This window comes from Clostridium sp. (genome assembly GCF_051278035.1).
Taxonomy (GTDB): domain Bacteria; phylum Bacillota; class Clostridia; order Clostridiales; family Clostridiaceae; genus Clostridium_AD.
Genome location: NZ_JBNMNU010000015.1, coordinates 1 through 20,871, shown reverse-complemented (window position 1 = coordinate 20,871; position 20,871 = coordinate 1). Strand labels below are relative to the sequence as shown.

Sequence of the window (20,871 nt, the reverse complement as noted above, 5' to 3'; positions counted from 1 at the left end):
TACACGTTTTTTTTTATTTTCATGTGCCTAGTGAATATTTTCTATCGGTGTCGTAGAAACTAGTTATATGTTTTATAAATTATACTGAAATAAGGAGTAAAGTAATGAAGATATTAGATTTATTTGACGTATATTTTCTAATGATGATGTTGATTCAAGGTACAGTTGTACTTACTGTAGATGCAAGGAGCTTTAAAAAATCTCACATGGATAGTACTAGTAAGAAAGCAACATTTTTAGGATGGCTTGTAATTACAACATCTATTATTCTATTTATACTTAGGTGGATGTTTAAATAAACATGAAATGGTAAAGCCATAGCACACATATAATATGTAAGGAAGTGAATCATTATGAAAGAAAAAATAGAAGATAATATTGAGTCCGAAGTAGAAAAAAATGTAACGTATTTAAAAGAACTTTTAAAGGATAACTCAGATGTTGTTTTTAGAACTTTTAAGGTAGGGGATTGGAATGCGGCTTTAGTTTACATAGATGGAATGGCCGACAAACTGTTATTAGATGATTATGTATTAGAACCATTAATGTTATGTTCAAAAGAAATAAAAAATGTAGACCAAATAAAAGACCAATTACTAGCGGTTAGTGATATGCGAGAAGTAAAAAAATTAAGTGAAGGAGTTAATGCTGCGCTTTCTGGCGAAACATTGATGTTTATTGACGGATTAAATTGTGCCTATGTTATTGCGACGCGGCTTTGGCCGGCCAGAGGGGTGGGAGATCCATCTGGTGAAACAGTAATCAGAGGAGCAAGAGAAGGGTTTACGGAAACTGTAAGATTCAATACTGTTTTAGTTAGAAGACGAATTAGAGATACTAGACTGAGAGTTAAATCTAAAGCAATAGGAACTAGATCAAAAACTGATGTGGCTATAATGTACATTGATGATATTGTAAACAAAACGGTGCTTAGCGAACTTCAAAATAGAATAGATAAAATAAATATTGATGCAGTTTTTGATTCTGCCTACATTGAGCAGCTAATAGAGGATAATAAATATTCTCCTTTTCCTCAAATACAAAGTACTGAGAGACCTGATGTAGTAGCGGCAGCTTTATACGAGGGTAGGGTAGCTCTTCTTGTGGATAATTCTCCATTTGCGATTATTGTTCCGTGTACTTTGCCTAATTTATTTCAATCGCCTGATGATTATTACCAAAGGTGGATGCATGCATCTATGATTAGGTTTATTAGGATGATTTCTATAATAATTTCTCTTACTGCGCCGGCACTTTATGTAGCGGTTACATCATTTCATACAGCTATAATACCTACTAAATTGGCTTATTCTATAGCGGCTTCAAGGGAAGGAGTTCCTTTTCCTGCATTTGTGGAGGCTATAATTATGGAGCTATTTTTAGCCCTTCTTATGGAGGCTGTGGTTAGGCTGCCAAGGCCGATTGGAGCTACTATTGGTATTGTAGGAGGGCTTGTTATAGGTCAATCTGCGGTAAGTGCGGGAATAGTTAGTCCTATTATGATTATTATTGTGGCAATTACTGCTATTACTACATTTGTAACCCCGAATTATGAAGTTACTACAGCTTTTAGGCTAATGAGATTTCTACTCATTATTACAACTGCAATTGCAGGTCTATATGGAATGATGATGGGTCTCATTGTAATTCTCATTCATCTAGTTAGAATGAAAAGTTTTGGAATACCGTATCTAGCACCAGCGGTTAGTACTAATATGAGCGATTTAAAAGATATGTATATCAAAGCGCCTTTATCCAAGATAAAAGAAAGACCTAAATATATGAAAACAGGAGATAAGATAAGACAAAAATAAACTATCTTATGTTTGTAATAGGAGGTGAAGAATAACATTATGCGGCATAAAGAAATAATCGGAGATTTTGGTTTATTTGCCACTATAGTGGTAGCTATAGTGGGAGTGGGGATTTTTTCTAGCCCAAGAGAGGTAATAGATAAAGTAGGTAGTGATGCGTGGATAGTTACTTTAATAGGTGGGATAGTAATTTTCTTATTACTGTATCTTATATACATGGTTTTGAAGAAAAATGATTTTGAACAGTTCACCAATATATTGCAGAATAATTTTGGTGTGATAATTGGAGGAGTATTTGCTATTGTGTTTGCTCTTTATAGTGTATTTATTGTTTCACTAGGAATGAGGGAATTTGCCGAAGTTATTAAACTACATTTATTAAGGCAGACTCCGACAGAATTTATTTTAATAGTTACTATTTTAACGGCAACTTACTTAGTTAGGGGGGAAGTAGGTGATTTAGTTAAATTTAATGAAATCATATTTTGGATTATGTTCATTCCAATTTTTATAGTTTTTATACTTATTGCAGTAAATGCTGATTTTACAAATTTATTACCAGTACTTAATAATAAACCGTCTAATTACTTTAAGGCATCTAGATATATTTTATTCTGTTTTGGAGGAATTGAAATAGCATATCTCATTCTTCCTTATGTTAAGAGTAAGAAGAATTCACCAAGGGTGTTAAAAAAGAGTATTATGTTTATAACAATATTTTATTTGATTGTAATGATACTTGTTTTAGCAGTATTTTCTAAAGAACAGAGTAGGATTTTATTATGGCCAACTATCTCTATGATAAGAACTTTAGATATACCAGGAACATTTATAGAACGTTGGGAAGGCGTAGTAATGGCATTTTGGATATTCTTTTATTTCACTACCTTTGTTAATATTTATTTCTTTTCTGCTGAAATTACAAAAACTGTATTTAAACTAAAAGATATTAAATTATCCTCGCTTTTAATAATGCCCATTGTTTATGTTGTTGCATTATATCCGCAAAATATAGCAGAACTTTACAGTATACAATTTAATACGCCTGTAGTTCTATTAACGGCTATATTTGTTTTTGTTATTTTACCAATACTTATATTACTTGTGGGTAAAGTTAAAGAGAGGAGGAAATGTGCGGATGATATTTAAAAAGATTTTGCCAGTTGTCCTCAGTTGTATACTACTGGTTGGATGTTGGGATAAAATAGAAATAGATAGGCTTAATTTCATATCCACTATAGCGATTGACACAGGTGAGGATATTGATAAAGAGGAGGAGTTAAAAAAGATCAATCCAGAAGAGCCCTTTGCAGAGGGCAAAATTAATAAAATCAATGTAACCTATGGGTTCCCAGATATGAGCATGCTAGGTCCGGATAAAGGTGGAAGTGCACAGGAAAAATTTATTAATACGCAAGGCTACTCTATGGAGGATACTGCGTCGGAAGCTATGGCTAAAAGCAGCAGAGATATATACATGGGGCATGTTAAGCTACTGATATTAAGTAGCAATATATTGGAATATAAAGAAACAATTAAAGAAATAGTAGATTATTTCCAGAGAAATCCTGATATAAGTAGGATGATGGATATAGTAGTCGCAGAAGGCATAGCTGAAGACTATGTAAAATTCAAACCAATTATAGAAAAAAGTGCCCAAAATTATATTTCCGGACTAATGGCTAATAGTAAGAAGAATTCTAGGATTATGAGCATAGATTTAAATGAATTCCTTATTCTTTTAAGTGAGAATGGGAATGTGTTATTACCAAGAATAAATTTAGATAAGGAAAAGAATGAATTGATTTTAACAGGGGCTGCTATAATTAAAGATTATGAATTAAAAGGATATTTTAATCCGTTAGAATTAATGGATATTCAGCTCTTGAGTGGTAAATTTAATGCTGGTAAAAAGGTTATTTATATGGACGGACATCCAGTTGATTATTTAATAGATGGGTGTAAAAGAATACTGACAGTAGAGGAAGAGGGGGATAAGTTAGTAATTAATGTAGATTTAAACTTCGAAGGTCAGTTGGGTGGATACTATGTAGGTAAAAAAACACTTCAAAAGGATGAATTGGAGAAGCTTCAAGGTATATTTAATAAGTCAATTTCTGTAGAATGTAAGAAAATAATGGAAATATCTAAAACTGAATTTGAGATAGATCCCTTTGGTATACGTGAACATATTGAAAAGTTTAAACCTTCACTTTGGAACAAAATAGAAGGTGGATGGGATGAAAAATATAAAAATGCAACAGTTAATGTAACCGTTGATACTAAAATAAGAAGAGTTGGAGCGGTTCAGTGAATATTATTACAATAAATGGTAATGATTAAAATATAAATCATTTTATTGGGGGGTGGGTCACTGTGAAAAAAATTATATTAACAAGTGTTGCCATAATAATTATAATATCTATATCTTTAAATACAAACAACATAAGTGGAAAGGCAAGTCAAAGTGATGTTGCAGGTAAACTTATAAGGTTTCATGTAATAGCTAATAGTGATGATAAGGTGGATCAGGAGTTAAAGTTAAAAGTAAGAGATTCTGTTTTGGAATATGTATCACCCAAGCTTATAAACAGTAAGGACATAGAAGGGTCAAGAAAAATTATAAATAATGAAACGAAAAATATAAAAAAAATTGCCGAAACGGTTATAAATAAAAATGGATTTAAATATTCTGTTGTTACAACTCTTTCAAAGGAATATTTTCCGGTTAAGACCTATGGAAATATAACTCTTCCTCAGGGGGAATATGAAGCATTCAGGATACTTATTGGAAGTGGTACGGGACAAAATTGGTGGTGTGTTATGTTTCCGCCATTATGTTTTGTAGATATTACAAAAGGAGATGTGGCTTTTGAGGAAACAGAGCGGGATATGAGGACTGTATTATCGGAGGATGAGTATGAATTAATAGATAATACTAAAGATAACAAAGAAATTATTGTGAAGTTTAAACTGGCGGAAATTTTTAGTGGATTATTTTCTTAGACAAATTTTTAAAAAATACTAGTAGGATGATGATACGTAATTGTTATGTGCTAATGATAAAGAACAGGAGGAAAACAAATGAAAATGATGAAGAAAAGAATGCTGTATACAAGTGTTGTAACTTTAATAGTCGTATTTTCAACTACTTTTGCCATGCTAATGTATTTGGAAAGATTAGATTATAGAAATTATCTTCAAGGTGAATATAGTAAAAATATGTATGAGCTTGTTAGTTCTGTACAAAATATAAGGGTAAATCTAGGCAAAGCAGCTATTGTAGGGTCTAGGGAACAAAGTATAGTAGTGTTTGAAGAAATTTTTAGATATTCATCCACGGCAAGTGATAAATTGCATTCCCTACCACTTGAACAATCAGTGGTAGGAGACACAAGTGGATTTTTAGCTCAAGTAGGAGATTTCTGTTATACTTTGGCCCAAGCATCGTCAGAAGGTAAGGAGCTTAATAATAAGGAATATGATTTGATTGACGTGTTAGAAAAACAATCTTATACACTTCAAGAACAATTAAATGGAGTCCTTTCTGAAATAAATGAAGGAAAAGTTAAATGGGGAGAAATCAGGAAAAAGAGTAGCCGGGTATTTGCGAAAGCAGGGGATGACCTTATGACGAAAAAATTCCAGGGCATACAAAAGCAAATAGTTCAATATCCAGCATTAATTTATGATGGTCCTTTTTCTGATAACATATTAGAAATAGAGCCTAAGGTAATGGATGAGAAAGAAGTAAGCCAAAAAGAGGCCATTAAAATAATAGAAAACATATATGGAAAAGATAAAATTGAAGGTATTGAAAATCAGCCAGTGGAAGGAAGAACTAGAATACCAGCATATACTTTTAACATAACATTTAAAGGCAGAGATAAAAATGATGGCAATACGGTGATAGAAATAAGTAAAAATGGGGGAAGAATAGTATATTTACTAGATAGTAGGTCGGTAGGGAAGAAAACTTTAGATATAAATGAGGCGGTAAAGGGTGGAAGCGATTTTATCGGCAAAATAGGATATAAAAATATGGAGCCTACATATACACTGAATTATGATAATACAGCAGTAGTAAGCTATGTATATAACCAAGGGGAAGTAACGGTTTACCCGGATCAAGTGAAGCTTAAAATTGCACTTGATGATGGCAGTATTATAGGAATTGAATCTGAAAAGTTTTTAGTGGCCCATGTTGAGAAAAGGGAGATTGTCGCACCAAAAATAGCTGCAGCAAAAGCACAAGAGAAGGTTGGAAAGCGTTTAAAAATAAATAAAACTAGTTTAGCGATTGTACCTACTTTGACTAATCAAGAAGTTTTATGCTATGAATTTTTAGGTTCGTATAAGGGGAAAGAATTTATAGTATATATTGATGCAAGTACTGGGTATGAACAAAGAATAATGGAAATAATAGATACACCTAATGGGAAATTAACTATATAGTCCTAAAGGGAAGGAATATAATGACTTTTGGTATGATTATAGGTGATATATTGCGTAGATTGCACATGTATCACCTATTTTTGAGTCGTTTTGTAATTAAGATTTTTCAAATAGCGTACAAAGTAATATATATAAATGTTATAATAAGATATAATAATAAATTTATTTAGTTAACTTATTATGTTATTATTCATAAAATAATTATTATAGTTATAAGGAGAGGTAAGTAATGAAAAAGAAAATAGCTGTATTATTTGGTGGACAGTCTACTGAACATGAGGTTTCGACAGCGTCAGCAACATCAGTATTAAAAAATATTAATAGAACAAAATACGATGTATACCCTATAGGAATAACGAAAAATGGATTATGGTTTAAATATACTGGTAACTTAGATAACATAGAGAGTGGAGAATGGGAAAAAGATGAATCTTACAAAATACCACAGGGCCAAAATATTTTATTTGATAAAGAGGTAGATGTAGTATTTCCAGTATTACATGGTCTATTTGGAGAAGATGGAACAATTCAAGGTATGTGTAAAATATTTAATATTCCTTGTGTGGGTCCTGGAGTAATGTCTTCTGCTATTTGTATGGATAAAATTTATACAAAGTACTTATTACAAAAATTTAATATAGTGCAAGCTGATTATGTAGTAATTAATGGTCATGAATATGAAGACAACAAAGATGCAATATTAGAAAAAATAGAGAAAAGATTAGGCTATGATTTATTTATTAAACCATCTAATGGTGGGTCGTCTGTAGGCATAACAAAAGCACATAATAAAGAAGAATTAACACTAGGGATTAAAGAAGCATTAAAACATGATAGGAAAATTCTAATTGAAAAAGCTGTAAATGCCAGGGAAATTGAAGTATCGGTACTAGGAAATGATTATCCTGAAGCGTCTATTCCAGGAGAGGTAATTCCAGCAAAGGAGTTTTATGATTATGAAGCTAAATATAAAAGTGAAGCATCTAAGCTTTTAATACCTGCAGCACTTTGTGCATCTAAGCTACAAAGCATTAGAGAACAAGCTATAAAAATTTATAAAATATTAGATTGTGCTGGCATGGCAAGGGTGGATTTTCTAGTTGATAAGCAAACTGAAGAGGTTTATTTAAATGAGGTTAATACTATACCTGGCTTTACTAAAATAAGTATGTACCCTAAAATGTGGGATGCTACTGGTAAAAATTTCGAAACTCTTATTGATGAGCTTATTATGCTTGCTATAGAAAGAAATAATAAATAGGAAATACAAGGTCGAGAGGAGAAAATTTATGACAACAGCTTTAGCTATGATTTCCGGAGGCCTGGATAGTATACTGGCAGCGAAACTTGTAAAGGACCAAGGCATAGAAGTTATAGGGATATTCTTTAAATCAAACTTTTTTAATGAAGAGAATGCATTAAAAATAGTTAAACAAATAGATATACCCTTAGAAGTAATAGACTTCTCAGATGAACACTTTGAAATGGTGAAAAACCCAAAACATGGCCATGGTAAGAATATGAATCCTTGTATCGATTGCCATGCCATGATGATGAGATATTGTGGAGAATTACTCGAAAAATATCACGCGGATTTTATAATAACAGGAGAAGTTTTAAATCAAAGACCTATGTCTCAAAACAGATCTGCGCTAGATATAGTGAAGAATGAATCTGGCATTGGTAAGAAAATACTAAGGCCTTTATGTGCTAAAAATCTTAATCCAACTGATATGGAGTTGGACGGTTTAATAGATAGAGAAGTGCTCATGGATATAAAAGGGAGAAACAGAAAAGTCCAAATGGAATTAGCTCGAAAGTGGGGTATTTTAGAATATCCAACACCAGCAGGTGGATGTAAACTTACTGAGCCTAGCTACTCTATAAGACTTAGAGACCTTGTAGATCATAAAGAAGATATATCTAAAAAAGATTTAAAATTATTGAAAATAGGAAGGCATTTTAGGATATCTGGGGAGGCCAAGATTATATCTACAAGAACGGAGGAAGAAGGTGAAATACTGAGAGAATTACTAGAAGATGGAGATTTGAAATTTTCAGCTGTGGACTATAATGGTTCTACAGTAGTTATAATTGGTGAAGAAACGAATGAGGACATTGAATTTGCAGCTAAAGTAACAGGGCGGTATTGTAAGGGAAAAGATGATGAAACTATATCCATTGAATATGGTAGATATGATAATTCTTTAAGTAACTCTATAGTTATATCACCTGCAACAGAAGAAGAAATAAATAAATATATTTTAATATAGCGAGGGGTAAGAAATGAATAAAAATGCGATAATTTCAGTTGTTAGTAAACAAGCTGACAGTGAAGATGAGGATGATATAATTGAAGTGGTTACACCTGGTGAATTCTATAAAGAGGGTAACTCTTATTATGCGGTATATGAAGAGACAGAGATTTCAGGAATGAAGGGAACTACTACTACATTAAGAATTGATGAAGAAAACTTTACACTAATGAGAACAGGAACTACTACTACTGAAATGAAGTTTAAAAAAGATGTTAAGGATTTATCTTTATACAATACGCCACATGGAGCCTTAGACCTTACGGTGGATACTAAGGAGTTAAAAATGAAGGTGGATAGTAGCGGCGGAGATGTGTTTATAGATTATGATATGATAATAGGAAATCAACAAGTTTTGAGTACCACACTCAAAATTAATATTAAAGCTTAATAGTATTAAAGCTAAACAAAATAAAGGCTATGTTCTGTACAGAACATAGCCTTTGCTATTATAAAAAATATTTAATTGAATTATAAAAAAACACTGGTTAACAACAAAAAAGTGTGATAAGATATTAATATGGTTTTTGAAAACAAATATACCAGTTTACTATACGATTATTTTTATAGGGTAATTTCTATTATAGGGCCATATGAAACATCTGTCAAGCTATTTTTGAAAAAAATAATATAAACTTCTCAAAAGTTTTATTGATTAATAACCATAGGAGGAATAATTATGAGTGCTAAGTACATATTTGTAACAGGCGGGGTAGTATCATCCCTAGGTAAAGGAATAACAGCGGCATCACTTGGAAGGCTTTTAAAAAATAGAGGATTAAAGGTATCTATTCAAAAATTTGATCCATATATCAATGTAGATCCAGGAACTATGAGTCCATATCAGCATGGAGAAGTTTTTGTAACTGACGACGGTGCAGAAACAGATTTGGATTTAGGGCATTATGAGAGATTTATTGATGAAAATTTAAGTAAGAGTAGCAACGTAACTACAGGGAAAATATATTGGTCAGTTATATCAAAAGAAAGAAGAGGAGACTACTTAGGTGGTACAGTTCAAGTAATACCCCATATAACTAATGAGATAAAAGAAAGGGCGTATAGAGTAGCTAAGGAAAAAGATGTAGATGTGGTTATAACTGAAATTGGTGGAACTGTTGGAGATATTGAATCACTACCATTTTTAGAGGCCATAAGACAAGTGAAATATGAAGTAGGAATAGAAAATGTTTGCTTTGTTCATGTTACATTAGTACCTTATTTACCTACGGCGGGGGAACTTAAAACTAAGCCAACTCAGCATTCTGTAAAAGAACTAAGAAGTATAGGTATCCAACCAGACATAATAGTATGCCGCTCTGGAAAGGAAATATCTGATGATATGAAAGCTAAGATTGGACTCTTCTGTAATTTAGAAGCTAGCTGCGTAATTCAAAATTTAGATGCTGAAAATTTGTATGAAGTACCTCTTATGCTTCATAAAGAAGGCCTAGATACTTTAGTTTGTAAAAAATTAAAACTGAATTGCCATGAAATAGATAACGTTGCATGGACTTCTATGGTAAATAGATTAAAGAATTTATCTGGGAATATAAAAATAGCATTAGTTGGAAAATATGTAGAACTTCATGATGCATATATTTCTGTTGTTGAAGCATTGAGTCATGGGGGTCTTTATAATGATTCTAATGTGGAAATTAAATGGGTAGATGCTTGCGATGTAACTGCTGAAAACGCTAGTGAAATATTAGGAGATGTCTCAGGGATATTGGTCCCAGGAGGATTTGGTGATAGAGGAATAGAAGGCAAAATTGAGGCTACAAGATATGCTAGAGAAAACAAAGTTCCGTTTTTTGGAATATGCCTTGGTATGCAATGCGCTGTTATAGAGTATGCGAGAAACGTTGTGGGATTAAAAGGAGCTAATAGTTCGGAGTTTGAAGTTGAAACAGATTATCCTGTAATAGATTTAATGCCGGACCAAAAGGATTTAGATGAAAAAGGTGGTACTATGAGACTAGGGTTATATGCATGTAAATTAGCAAAAGATTCTAATGTTCATAAGGCTTATATTGATGAAGTGATATACGAGAGACATAGACATAGATATGAATATAATAATCAGTATAGAAAAATGATAACTGATGCTGGACTTATGTGTACAGGAACAAGCCCGGATGAAAAACTGGTGGAAATAATTGAAATTAAAGATCATCCTTGGTTTGTTGGGGTTCAGTTTCACCCTGAACTTAAATCTAGACCTAATAAACCGCATGCACTATTCAAGGATTTTATTAAGGCAGCATTGGAACATGAGAAATAATAATTAGTTTTTACACCTCGCTTTCAGATATACGAAATATCTGAAGGTGAGGTGTTATTTATTATTAATTGGTATATTAAATGAATCAATTAATTTTCGAGAATGAAATTTCCAAAAATTCCAACTAAATTTAAGAAGGGATTTCATAAAATTTATAGAATTTAATACTAAAGACTTAAATATAACAAAAATATAAAACAAGAGAGGTGAAGTAATTGATATTCGATACGGATATTGCTATGGCTTTAAAAGATTATAATGGTCAATATAAGGTTTGCGAACTGACAATATTTGAAATAGAGAGTATTAATACTAGATTTCCCTCTTTAAATATTAAGGTTAATAAAGGTAATGAAATAGTAATTAAGGTTAAATGTTTACTATGTGGTGAAGAGCATTCTTATCATTATAATATTAAAGAGATTCTAAAAAGAAATATGGTAATAGGTGGCTGCGAGCAACTAGCTTTACCTATATTTTTTATTGGAAAGAATCAAAAGGTTATAGAAAAAGTAAATGAACATAGAAAGACTACAGAGAAGATCTATGCTATGATATAAATAGAAAGTAATCCTATGATACACATAAATCTTTAAGGTTTTATGTGTATTTTTAATATAGTGGATTAAAATTATAAAATAGGATATAATTAAAATAGTATATCATTTCAAAAAAATTCATTGGATAGTAAATACGTTTTTAAATTCCTATGATATTTATTAAATAGATATTATATAAAATACCCTTCGGAGGTGCAGATTTTGATAAATAAAGATGTTGATAACATGACAGTAGTTGAGCTGCGAGAACATTGTAAAGAGCTTGGAGTTAAAGGTATTTCCAAACTTAAAAAAAGTGAGTTAATTCAGGAAATAAAGAAGATAACGCCAATCTCTTTGCAAAGAGAGGGAGTTGTTCTAAGAGAAAAAATAAGTCCCAAAAACACTTCTACAGTTCAAACTAATAGTATAGAGAACTCAGAAAAACAAATTCTAAGTAATCCAATTCTAAAAGAAGAATCCCCAAAACAAAAAAAGCCAAGTGGAGACATTGATACTGGTTTTAAGAATCAGAATGAAAACAAAAAAGAGAAATTGCAAGAAATGATAAATGAATCAGGAGCAGCAAGAGGAGTTCTAGAAATAATTGAAAATAATAGTTATGGTTTTTTAAGAGGAAATAATTATTTGTCAGGTCAGGATGATATTTATGTTTCTCCATCTCAAATAAGAAGATTTAATTTACAAACAGGAGATGAAGTAGAAGGTAAAGTTAGAACACCTAAGGAAGGTGAAAAATTTAAAGCCTTATTGTATGTACAGGCTGTAAATGGTGAAAATCCAGAAAGAGCTGTTGGTAGAAGACCTTTTGAAAAGTTAACTCCTATTTACCCAACCCAAAGGTTGACACTAGAAACTGGTCCGAGTGACTTGTCTTCAAGAATTATGGACATTATTTCGCCTATAGGTAAAGGTCAGAGAGGAATAATTGTGGCACCACCTAAGGCAGGAAAAACAACACTTCTTAAAAAAATCGCTAATAGTATCTCTATAAATCACCCAGAAGTAAAATTAATTGTTGTGTTAATAGATGAGAGACCAGAGGAAGTTACTGATATGCAAAGATCTATCAAAGGGGAAGTTATCTATTCAACTTTTGATGAAGAACCAGATCATCATACAAAAGTAGCTTATATGGTACTTGAAAGAGCTAAAAGAATGGTTGAACAAGGACAGGATGTAATTATTCTATTAGATAGTTTAACTAGACTTTCTAGGGCTTATAATTTAACGGTAACACCTTCAGGAAGAACACTATCCGGTGGTCTTGACCCTAGTGCGATTTTAATGCCAAAGAAATTTTTTGGAGCGGCTAGAAACATCGAAGAGGGTGGAAGTTTAACTATACTTGCAACTGCTTTGGTAGAAACAGGAAGTAGAATGGATGATATGATTTTTGAAGAGTTTAAGGGTACAGGCAACATGGAAGTTCACTTAGATAGAAAACTTCAAGAAAAAAGAATATTTCCAGCTGTTGATATTTACAAATCGGGAACAAGAAGAGAAGATCTATTGCTTACTAAGATTGAAATGGAAACAATATATAATTTAAGAAAGATTATGTATAGAGAGGGTAATGCTACGGGTGTAACAGAAAAACTTCTAAATACATTAGCTACAACTAAAAGTAACAAAGAATTTTTTGAAATGATAAATAAGAACTTTGAAGTATTAGCTAGATAAAATGATTTAAAGTACATATTATTAATTATTTTGATGGTATTTAAAAATATTTTAAAATAAAAAAATGGAAAAGATAATTAAATCTTTTCCATTAATATATTATTCTTCATCATCACTTTTTAGATTGAATTTCTTCATGAATCTATCAACTCTTCCACCAACATCAATATTCTTTTGCTTTCCAGTGTAGAATGGATGGCAATTAGAACATACGTCTACTTTAAGTTCTTGTTTAACAGAACCTGTAGTAAAAGTGTTTCCACATGCGCATTTAACAACTGTGTCATGAGTGTAATCTGGATGTATTCCTTCTTGCATATTTTTCACCTCTTTCAAAAAATAGATATATACCCGTATTGTCAACTATTTAATTTTATCATAAAATTGAATAGTTGACAAGAATAATATTAATTTTTACTTTAATATATTGTACATTTTTGATAAAATATATATGCTCGTGTTTATGTAGAGTTAATAAGACATGTGACGACGTCTTAAACATGGATTAATAAATTGGAGGTAAAGTTATGTACGGACCAAAAGATCACGGCTGGGTGGAAGTTATTGTAGGACCTATGTATAGTGGAAAGTCTGAAGAGCTAATACGCAGAATAAGAAGAACTAAGATAGCGAAACAGAAAGTACAAGTCTTTAAACCGGAAATTGATAATAGGTACAGCAAGGAAGATGTGGTTTCTCACTGCGGAGGGAAGGTAGAGGCTGTTCCAGTTAAAGATAGCTCCGAGATATTAAATATTATAGAAGAGGATACACAAGTTGTTGCTATTGATGAGGTTCAATTTTTTGATGAAGGCATAATAGATATAATTACTACCTTGGCTGATAATAATATAAGAGTTATCTGTGCGGGGCTTGATACGGATTTTAGGGGAGTACCCTTTGGATCTATACCTGTGCTCTTAGCCATAGCGGAATTTGTTGATAAAATTCAAGCTATTTGTATAGTATGTGGTAATCCTGCTACTAGAACTCAGCGTTTAATTAATGGAAAACCAGCTAGATATGAGGATCCGATTGTGTTAATTGGGGCTACAGAATCTTATGAAGCAAGATGTAGAAAATGTCACATTGTTCCTAGGGAAGGGGTGTAACTATGGCTAGAAATGTAAATGTTGGAGGCCAGGCAGTAATTGAAGGAGTTATGATGAGAGGGAGTAATGGCATTGCCACTGCGGTAAGAACTGTAGACGGAGAAATTGTAGTGGAAAAAAAGGCATATACGTCTTTCACTAAAAAGAATAAAGTTTTGGGACTACCAATAATAAGGGGTTTCATTTCACTAATTGAATCATTAATTATAGGAGTAAAAACTTTAAATTATTCAGCCTCTTTTTTTGAAGAGGATGAAGTTCCTTCTAAATTAGATATATGGCTTACAAAAATATTTAAAGAAAAGAGTAATGATGTGATTATGGGGATATCTCTTGTTATTTCACTTATTATATCAATTGGATTATTTTTTATTTTGCCGACTCTTGTAGCTAGCTTTTTTAGTAAGATGGGTGCAGGTGTAATGGTTATGAACATTGTGGAAGGACTTATTAGGGTTTCAATATTCCTAATATACGTGTATTTGATAGGCAAAATGGAAGACATAAAAAGGGTATATGAGTATCATGGTGCTGAACATAAAACTATATTTTGTTATGAAAGTGATATGGAATTAACGCCAGAGATTGCAGCTAAATTTGGGAGGTTGCATCCGAGATGTGGTACGAATTTCTTATTTTTAGTAATGATAGTTAGTATAATAGTTTTTTCTTTAACTGGTTGGAATTCGATTGGAGAGAGAATACTATATAGAATTGTACTCCTTCCTGTGATTTCAGGAGTAAGTTATGAAATTATTAAATGGATGGGAAAAAGCAATGGAAGTTTATCAAGAATCCTTTCTTACCCAGGGCTCAAATTACAAAATCTAACTACAAGAGAGCCGGATTTGTCACAAATTGAGGTGGCAATAAAAGCTCTTAAAGCAGCGGAAGGCATTGAAGTATAATGGATATAGGAGAAATACTAATCGAATCCTATGGAATCTTAAAAAAAGTTGGGATTGAAAGTTATATTTTAGATTCGCAGCTTTTACTTTCTAAGGTTTTAAATGTAGATAAATTGTTCATAATGATTAATAGGAGTTTTGAGCTTGACACAAAGCAAGAAAATGAATTTATGCGGTTAATTCAGCTAAGAAAAAATAAGATGCCTGTAAAATATATTCTTTCTGCTTGTGAATTTATGGGTATGAATTTCATAGTAAGGCCTGGCGTTTTAATACCAAGACCTGATACGGAAGTTTTAGTTGAACATGTTATTGAACACATAAATAAGAGGGCTTATACTAAGGTTTGTGATGTTTGTAGCGGAAGTGGTGCTATTGGTATAGCTATAGGCGAATTTGTTAAGGACGCTAAGGTAACGCTGTATGATATATCGCGCGAAGCGGTAGCTCTTTCAAAATCAAATATAGAAAGATTTGACTTGTCTAAAAGAGTCCACGCGGAGTTTAGTGATTTATTGCAGGTGGCTATCGATGAAAATAAGAAGTTCCAGGCCATAGTCTCCAACCCCCCATATATAAGAGACGAGGTTATACCAACTCTTATGGAAGATGTAAAAAATTATGAACCATATTTAGCTCTTAGTGGTGGGGAAGACGGTTTGGATTTTTACAGAAGGATTACGAAGCAAAGTTTACAGGTATTAGAGAAAGGTGGACTTTTGGCTTTTGAAATAGGATATGATCAAAAGGAACAGGTTGTGAGAATGCTTTTAAAGTCAGGATTTAAGGGAGTAGAATGTATAAAAGATTTATCAGGGAATGATAGGGTTGTTAGTGCAACCTTAGCGGAATAAGATGTTTTGGGCGATTAAGCCACTTTAGTGGGTTAAGACAATTTAATTGGAACTTGTATATTGCTAATAAATGTGATAAAGTTGATAGTGTGAAAATATATATACGGAGTGATAAAATGTTAGAAAGACTAGAGTTTACAGAAAATAAATATGATGAACTTAATATGAAAATTAGTGACCCTTTAGTTATTGCTAATCAAAAAGAATGGCAAAAACTAATTAAAGAGCAGGCAGAAGTAGAAATACTTGTTATGAAATATAGAATATATAAAAAAGCTAAAGAAGATATAGATACAAATAAAGAAATGCTTAGAGAAGAATCTGATAAAGAAATGAAAGATATGATTCAATCTGAAATTAAAGAGTTAAATGAAATTAAAGAAACTGTAGAAGAAGAAATTCGAATTTTACTTTTGCCTAAGGACCCAAATGATGCAAGAAATGTATTTGTGGAAATTAGAGGAGGCGCAGGTGGAGATGAAGCAGCACTTTTTGCGGCAAATCTATTTAGGATGTATACAAGATATGCAGAGCGTAATAATTGGAAAGTTGAAGTAATGAGTGCTAATGAAACAGACATCGGCGGATTCAAAGAAATAGTATTTATGATAAGAGGCGAATCTACCTATAGTAAATTTAAATATGAAAGTGGAGTTCATAGAGTTCAAAGAGTTCCGGACACAGAGTCAAGTGGGAGAATCCATACCTCGACTGCTACGGTAGCTGTTTTACCAGAGGTTGATGATGTAGACATTGAAGTTAATGCTATTGATTTAAAAATAGATGTGTTTAGAGCATCTGGAAATGGGGGTCAATGTGTTAACACAACAGATTCGGCAGTTAGAATGACACATTTACCTACAGGAATCGTAGTTTCTTGCCAAGATGAAAAATCTCAGTTAAAGAATAAGGCTAAGGCTTTGATCATACTAAAATCTAGATTGTATAATAAAGCTGAGGCAGAAAGATCTGCAGGAATAGCTGAAGACAGAAAGAGTCAAGTGGGTTCAGGAGACAGAAGTGAGAGAATAAGAACCTATAACTATCCTCAAGGAAGAGTAACCGATCATAGGATAGGGTTAACCTTATATAGGTTAGAGGATTTTCTTGATGGAGATATAGATGAAATGCTAAATACCTTAATAACTGTTGACCAAGCAGATAAGATGAAATCTATGGGTAATAATGATTAATAGTTATGATATAAATATGCATTAATATAAATGAAGGGTGAAATTATGAATATAAATAAAGCCATTAGAAAGCAAAGGAAAACTTATAAACGTTTTGTGCTATCAATGTGCTTTATTTTTGTTTTATTACCGCTCATATTAAAAATATCAAAGATAATAAATATTTTTTTAGTAATGTATTTAATTTGTATCGAGATTATGATTACATTAGTTTTACTTTTAAGGTTCAATGAAGAGTTTATGGAATTTAAATTAGATGGATACAAAATAAGTATATGGTGTGGAATAGCAAAAATGAAATTTATTATTATATGTAATAAAGTTGCGGTAGTTCATACTATGAATCGTGGTGTGGATTTGCAAATTATTATAATAACAAAATCAAGATTTAGAAATAAAAGGATTAGCCCCATAGATATTAAATTTTTACAGAAATATCCTTGCGCGGCTCAAATGTATAATAAAATTAAAGTTTTAGACCCCGAACAAGAATATTTCTATATTACTATTAGTAATGGTGGATTTAGAAAATATAATTTATTAGATAATATATATAAATCGTGTGTTGGAGCATTATTTTCTGATGATGCTATAGAAAAAATCAAAGAATATAGAGAATACAGCATAAACCCCCATGGGTATAAATAAGATTAGTATATATAGAAATAAGTATAGTGCATAAAAGCTTCTATACTTATTTTCATATAGAAGTGGGGGGAGAAATTTGAAAAGTACAGTTGTATTAATAATTATATTTACTGGGGTAATAGCACTCATAGGAACAATGTTAGGCGCATTTTTAGGCGTAGTTATGAATAAACCTTCGCGGAAATTATTAGGAAACATTATAGGCTTTGCATCAGGGCTTATGCTTTCTATAGTAGTTTTTGAACTTATTCCAGAAGCAACAGATAAAGCAGGATTTTTAAGAACTTTATTTTTTTTAGTTATGGGGATTGCTATTGTTGTGATAATAGATAAAATAAGTTGTTTAAGCAATAATGTAAATTCTGAGTATACAAAGGTAGCATTTATGGTTGCTATAGGAATAATGCTGCATAATTTCCCTGAAGGGCTGATAATGGGATTCGGATTTGTTAATGGAGAAAGTTTAGGTCTTAAAATGAGTATAATAATTGCAATACATGATGTACCTGAAGGATTAGCAGTTGCGGCACCGCTCATGCTTTCGGGGGTGAAGAATAGAAAAATATTATTTTATGCGTTTTTAACTGCGCTTCCAACTGCAATTGGTGCTTGGATTGGAATTTATATTGGAAGTATATCTACAGTGATCTTAGGAAATGCTTTAGCATTTGCGTCTGGGGTTATGTTATATGTAATTTACGGAGAGATGATTCCACAGTCTAAAAAACTTTGGGCAGGTACCACAAGTACATTAGGTATACTTTTAGGTATAATACTAGGACTAATAATGACTAATGCAATATAATTAAGAGGTGTGAGGATGAATACAAAGGTTGTAATTTTAGATGAAAAGAACATCGAACAAAATATAATTAATGAGGCAGGAAGTGTTATTATTGAAGGCGGGTTAGTTGCGTTTCCTACTGAGACGGTTTATGGTCTTGGAGCCAATGCTTTAGATAAAATAGCTGTAGAAAAGATTTTTAAGGCTAAAGGAAGGCCTCAGGATAATCCTCTTATTGTTCATGTGGCTGATTTTAATATAGGGCCATTAGTTAAAGAGATACCATACTTGGCGAAGCTAATTATGGATAGATACTGGCCTGGGCCAATAACGCTTATTTTTAATAAGTCTGATTTAATTCCTGATACTACAAGCGCGGGGCTCCAGACTGTAGGTATACGCATGCCTTCTAGTATTATTGCGAGAAAACTTATTGAGGCAGCTGGAACGCCTATTGCAGCTCCGTCGGCTAATATATCTGGTAAACCAAGTCCAACTGATGTAAAAAGCTGTATTGAGGATTTAAGTGGCAAGATAGAGTATATTCTAGGGGGCAATAAAAGTGAGGTAGGCATTGAGTCTACAATAGTTGATTGTACTTGTACTCCACTATGCATATTAAGGCCTGGAGCTATAACTATTGAAATGCTAAGAGAAGTAGACAATAAAATATATATTGATAAAAATATAATGTCTAAACCGAAGAGCGATTTTGTTCCTAAAGCGCCTGGAATGAAGTACAGGCATTATGCACCAAAAGCCCCAGTTAAAATTATATGTGGAGATTTAGAAAAAACTATTGCAAAAATCAATGAAATAGCGCAGAATAGTATAGGCAACAAAAAAATAGGTATTATGGCAACGGATGAAACTAAAGATAGATATCCTTATGGAATGGTCGTTTCTTTAGGTAGTAGAAAATATCTTGACAATGTTGGCAGAAATCTTTTTGAAATTTTAAGAGGATTTGATGATACGGATGTAGATTTAATACTATCAGAAGCCTTTGAGGAAAAGGGGATAGGGGTTGCTATAATGAATAGGCTTAAGAAATCCGCAGGTTTTGATATAACTAATGTATAGATAGAAGACAATTCATAATTGATTTCTATCAAGAATAATACAAGGAGGATGATTATGAATATATTGTATATTAAGAATATTTCACATTATTTAAGAGAAGTTGAAGGATCAAATAACGATTTATTCGTATTATCTCAAAATACAAGGAAGATGAAGGAATTTAAGTAATTTATTTAAATTTCATTGTCTTCTTTTTTTGTAATAAAATATTTAGATACGAGGGAATATATATGGGAGGTGTTTTATAGTGAAGATAGCATTAGGTAGTGACCACGGTGGATTAAACTTAAAGAAAGACATAATTAGGCATCTAGAGAGTAAGAACATTCAGGTAAAAGATTTTGGTACTTATACTGAAGAATCTTGTGACTATCCAGATTATGCACTAAAAGTTGCAAGCGAGGTGGTGGAAGATAATTTCGAACTAGGCATTCTTATATGTGGAACAGGTATAGGAATAGGTATCGCTGCTAACAAAGTACCTGGAATAAGGGCTGCATTATGTAATGACACGTTTAGTGCCCATGCAGCAAGGGAACATAATAACGCTAACATACTGACGATGGGAGAGCGTGTCATTGGAACGGGGTTAGCACTGGATATAGTAGATACTTTTATTAATGCTGATTTTCAAGGGGACAGACATCAGAGAAGGATCGACAAAATTACAGAAATCGAGAAAAAACATACTAAATAAATAATAAAATAATTGGAGGAAATACATATGAGTAAAGTAACACAAATTACGCACCCACTTATACAACATAAATTATCATTCATAAGAGACGAAAATACAGGTTCAAAGGATTTTAGAGAGTTAGTAGGAGAAGTTGCAATGCTGATGGCCTACGAAGTTACACGCGATATACAAACACAGGAGGTTGAAATTAAAACTCCTATTTGTACTACTAAATGCGAAGTTTTAGCTGGAAAGAAAATGGCTATAGTTCCAATACTTAGAGCAGGACTCGGAATGGTTGACGGTATGCTAAAGCTTATACCAGCAGCTAAGGTTGGACACATAGGTATGTATAGAAATGAGGAAACTCTTCAACCAGTTGAATATTTTTGTAAATTACCTCAGGACATTAATGAAAGAGATGTAATTATAACAGATCCTATGATTGCTACAGGAGGGTCTGCAATAGATGCAATTGCAGCGCTTAAGAAAAGAGGAG

At 32.3% G+C, this 20,871-nt stretch carries 22 protein-coding genes; 21 read left to right on the top strand and 1 reads right to left on the bottom strand.

The features are described from left to right. Positions 1 to 104 precede the first annotated feature (104 nt). The 12 genes from ACJAX4_RS03935 to rho all read left to right on the top strand — a co-directional run bounded on the left by ACJAX4_RS03935 (position 105) and on the right by rho (position 13,111). Positions 105 to 299: a CLC_0170 family protein gene (locus ACJAX4_RS03935; protein ID WP_435788152.1), complete on the top strand. Its 195-nt coding sequence runs from the start codon at positions 105 to 107 to the stop codon at positions 297 to 299. A gap of 54 nt (positions 300 to 353) precedes the next feature. Beyond that, entirely contained in the window at positions 354 to 1,814 is a 1,461-nt protein-coding gene (locus ACJAX4_RS03930; protein WP_435788151.1) for a spore germination protein, read from the top strand. Between the two features lie 39 nt (positions 1,815 to 1,853). Beyond that, positions 1,854 to 2,963 carry a GerAB/ArcD/ProY family transporter gene (locus ACJAX4_RS03925; RefSeq protein WP_435788150.1) on the top strand — a complete coding sequence of 370 codons (1,110 nt, stop codon included), beginning with the start codon at positions 1,854 to 1,856 and terminating at the stop codon, positions 2,961 to 2,963. Beyond that, positions 2,953 to 4,128: a Ger(x)C family spore germination protein gene (locus ACJAX4_RS03920; protein WP_435788149.1), complete on the top strand. Its 1,176-nt coding sequence runs from the start codon at positions 2,953 to 2,955 to the stop codon at positions 4,126 to 4,128. The genes ACJAX4_RS03925 and ACJAX4_RS03920 overlap by 11 nt, the downstream gene beginning before the upstream one ends. 62 nt (positions 4,129 to 4,190) lie before the next feature. Then, the gene (spoIIR, locus tag ACJAX4_RS03915) at positions 4,191 to 4,820 is read left to right on the top strand and encodes a stage II sporulation protein R (RefSeq protein ID WP_435788148.1); all 630 of its coding nucleotides are present in this window, start codon (positions 4,191 to 4,193) and stop codon (positions 4,818 to 4,820) included. A 78-nt stretch (positions 4,821 to 4,898) separates the two neighbouring features. Next, the gene (gene ypeB, locus ACJAX4_RS03910; protein ID WP_435788147.1) at positions 4,899 to 6,269 is read left to right on the top strand and encodes a germination protein YpeB; all 1,371 of its coding nucleotides are present in this window, start codon (positions 4,899 to 4,901) and stop codon (positions 6,267 to 6,269) included. A 229-nt stretch (positions 6,270 to 6,498) separates the two neighbouring features. Continuing rightward, positions 6,499 to 7,530, top strand: a complete 1,032-nt coding sequence (locus tag ACJAX4_RS03905) for a D-alanine--D-alanine ligase family protein (protein ID WP_435788146.1) — start codon at positions 6,499 to 6,501, stop codon at positions 7,528 to 7,530. A gap of 28 nt (positions 7,531 to 7,558) precedes the next feature. Next, a complete protein-coding gene (locus ACJAX4_RS03900) occupies positions 7,559 to 8,542 on the top strand; it encodes a tRNA 4-thiouridine(8) synthase ThiI (RefSeq protein WP_435788145.1) in 984 nt (327 codons plus the stop codon). A 13-nt stretch (positions 8,543 to 8,555) separates the two neighbouring features. Then, positions 8,556 to 8,975, top strand: a complete 420-nt coding sequence (locus tag ACJAX4_RS03895) for a DUF1934 domain-containing protein (RefSeq protein ID WP_435788144.1) — start codon at positions 8,556 to 8,558, stop codon at positions 8,973 to 8,975. Between the two features lie 288 nt (positions 8,976 to 9,263). Continuing rightward, complete coding sequence (locus tag ACJAX4_RS03890; RefSeq protein WP_435788143.1) at positions 9,264 to 10,868, top strand: CTP synthase; 1,605 nt, start codon at positions 9,264 to 9,266, stop codon at positions 10,866 to 10,868. Between the two features lie 215 nt (positions 10,869 to 11,083). Continuing rightward, entirely contained in the window at positions 11,084 to 11,428 is a 345-nt protein-coding gene (locus tag ACJAX4_RS03885) for a hypothetical protein (protein ID WP_435788142.1), read from the top strand. Positions 11,429 to 11,629: 201 nt separating this feature from the next. Beyond that, positions 11,630 to 13,111: a transcription termination factor Rho gene (gene rho, locus ACJAX4_RS03880; RefSeq protein WP_435788141.1), complete on the top strand. Its 1,482-nt coding sequence runs from the start codon at positions 11,630 to 11,632 to the stop codon at positions 13,109 to 13,111. A 99-nt stretch (positions 13,112 to 13,210) separates the two neighbouring features. Here the strand turns inward: rho and rpmE are convergent, their stop codons facing one another. Then, entirely contained in the window at positions 13,211 to 13,429 is a 219-nt protein-coding gene (gene rpmE, locus ACJAX4_RS03875) for a 50S ribosomal protein L31 (RefSeq protein WP_435788140.1), read from the bottom strand. A 209-nt stretch (positions 13,430 to 13,638) separates the two neighbouring features. Here rpmE and ACJAX4_RS03870 point away from each other — a divergent pair, with 209 nt between their 5' ends. From ACJAX4_RS03870 to upp, 9 genes are all read left to right on the top strand, one after another. Beyond that, a complete protein-coding gene (locus tag ACJAX4_RS03870) occupies positions 13,639 to 14,223 on the top strand; it encodes a thymidine kinase (RefSeq protein WP_435788139.1) in 585 nt (194 codons plus the stop codon). A 2-nt stretch (positions 14,224 to 14,225) separates the two neighbouring features. Further along, positions 14,226 to 15,131, top strand: a complete 906-nt coding sequence (locus ACJAX4_RS03865) for a DUF1385 domain-containing protein (RefSeq protein WP_435788138.1) — start codon at positions 14,226 to 14,228, stop codon at positions 15,129 to 15,131. Continuing rightward, positions 15,131 to 15,985, top strand: coding sequence for a peptide chain release factor N(5)-glutamine methyltransferase (gene prmC / locus ACJAX4_RS03860; RefSeq protein ID WP_435788137.1), 855 nt, complete (start codon positions 15,131 to 15,133; stop codon positions 15,983 to 15,985). Before ACJAX4_RS03865 ends, prmC begins: the two co-directional genes overlap by 1 nt. 116 nt (positions 15,986 to 16,101) lie before the next feature. Next, positions 16,102 to 17,178 carry a peptide chain release factor 1 gene (gene prfA / locus ACJAX4_RS03855; RefSeq protein ID WP_435788136.1) on the top strand — a complete coding sequence of 359 codons (1,077 nt, stop codon included), beginning with the start codon at positions 16,102 to 16,104 and terminating at the stop codon, positions 17,176 to 17,178. Between the two features lie 45 nt (positions 17,179 to 17,223). Beyond that, positions 17,224 to 17,826, top strand: coding sequence for a hypothetical protein (locus ACJAX4_RS03850; RefSeq protein ID WP_435788135.1), 603 nt, complete (start codon positions 17,224 to 17,226; stop codon positions 17,824 to 17,826). Positions 17,827 to 17,902: 76 nt separating this feature from the next. Then, the gene (locus ACJAX4_RS03845) at positions 17,903 to 18,631 is read left to right on the top strand and encodes a ZIP family metal transporter (RefSeq protein ID WP_435788134.1); all 729 of its coding nucleotides are present in this window, start codon (positions 17,903 to 17,905) and stop codon (positions 18,629 to 18,631) included. A 15-nt stretch (positions 18,632 to 18,646) separates the two neighbouring features. Beyond that, the gene (locus tag ACJAX4_RS03840) at positions 18,647 to 19,693 is read left to right on the top strand and encodes an L-threonylcarbamoyladenylate synthase (RefSeq protein ID WP_435788133.1); all 1,047 of its coding nucleotides are present in this window, start codon (positions 18,647 to 18,649) and stop codon (positions 19,691 to 19,693) included. A 247-nt stretch (positions 19,694 to 19,940) separates the two neighbouring features. Further along, positions 19,941 to 20,390: a ribose 5-phosphate isomerase B gene (gene rpiB, locus ACJAX4_RS03835; RefSeq protein WP_435788132.1), complete on the top strand. Its 450-nt coding sequence runs from the start codon at positions 19,941 to 19,943 to the stop codon at positions 20,388 to 20,390. A 27-nt stretch (positions 20,391 to 20,417) separates the two neighbouring features. Next, the coding region (gene upp / locus ACJAX4_RS03830; RefSeq protein WP_435788131.1) for a uracil phosphoribosyltransferase at positions 20,418 to 20,871 on the top strand (454 nt) is incomplete at its 3' end.

Coding starts and splice junctions, on each gene's coding strand:
- prmC (WP_435788137.1), top strand. CDS start 15,131: ATGGATATAGGAGAAATACTAATCGAATCCTATGGAATCTTAAAAAAA.
- ACJAX4_RS03865 (WP_435788138.1), top strand. CDS start 14,226: ATGGCTAGAAATGTAAATGTTGGAGGCCAGGCAGTAATTGAAGGAGTT.
- ACJAX4_RS03930 (WP_435788151.1), top strand. CDS start 354: ATGAAAGAAAAAATAGAAGATAATATTGAGTCCGAAGTAGAAAAAAAT.
- ACJAX4_RS03850 (WP_435788135.1), top strand. CDS start 17,224: ATGAATATAAATAAAGCCATTAGAAAGCAAAGGAAAACTTATAAACGT.
- ACJAX4_RS03935 (WP_435788152.1), top strand. CDS start 105: ATGAAGATATTAGATTTATTTGACGTATATTTTCTAATGATGATGTTG.
- prfA (WP_435788136.1), top strand. CDS start 16,102: ATGTTAGAAAGACTAGAGTTTACAGAAAATAAATATGATGAACTTAAT.
- ACJAX4_RS03895 (WP_435788144.1), top strand. CDS start 8,556: ATGAATAAAAATGCGATAATTTCAGTTGTTAGTAAACAAGCTGACAGT.
- ACJAX4_RS03840 (WP_435788133.1), top strand. CDS start 18,647: ATGAATACAAAGGTTGTAATTTTAGATGAAAAGAACATCGAACAAAAT.
- ACJAX4_RS03920 (WP_435788149.1), top strand. CDS start 2,953: ATGATATTTAAAAAGATTTTGCCAGTTGTCCTCAGTTGTATACTACTG.
- ACJAX4_RS03925 (WP_435788150.1), top strand. CDS start 1,854: ATGCGGCATAAAGAAATAATCGGAGATTTTGGTTTATTTGCCACTATA.
- ACJAX4_RS03890 (WP_435788143.1), top strand. CDS start 9,264: ATGAGTGCTAAGTACATATTTGTAACAGGCGGGGTAGTATCATCCCTA.
- ACJAX4_RS03900 (WP_435788145.1), top strand. CDS start 7,559: ATGACAACAGCTTTAGCTATGATTTCCGGAGGCCTGGATAGTATACTG.
- rpmE (WP_435788140.1), bottom strand. CDS start 13,429: ATGCAAGAAGGAATACATCCAGATTACACTCATGACACAGTTGTTAAA.
- ypeB (WP_435788147.1), top strand. CDS start 4,899: ATGAAAATGATGAAGAAAAGAATGCTGTATACAAGTGTTGTAACTTTA.
- ACJAX4_RS03905 (WP_435788146.1), top strand. CDS start 6,499: ATGAAAAAGAAAATAGCTGTATTATTTGGTGGACAGTCTACTGAACAT.
- ACJAX4_RS03870 (WP_435788139.1), top strand. CDS start 13,639: ATGTACGGACCAAAAGATCACGGCTGGGTGGAAGTTATTGTAGGACCT.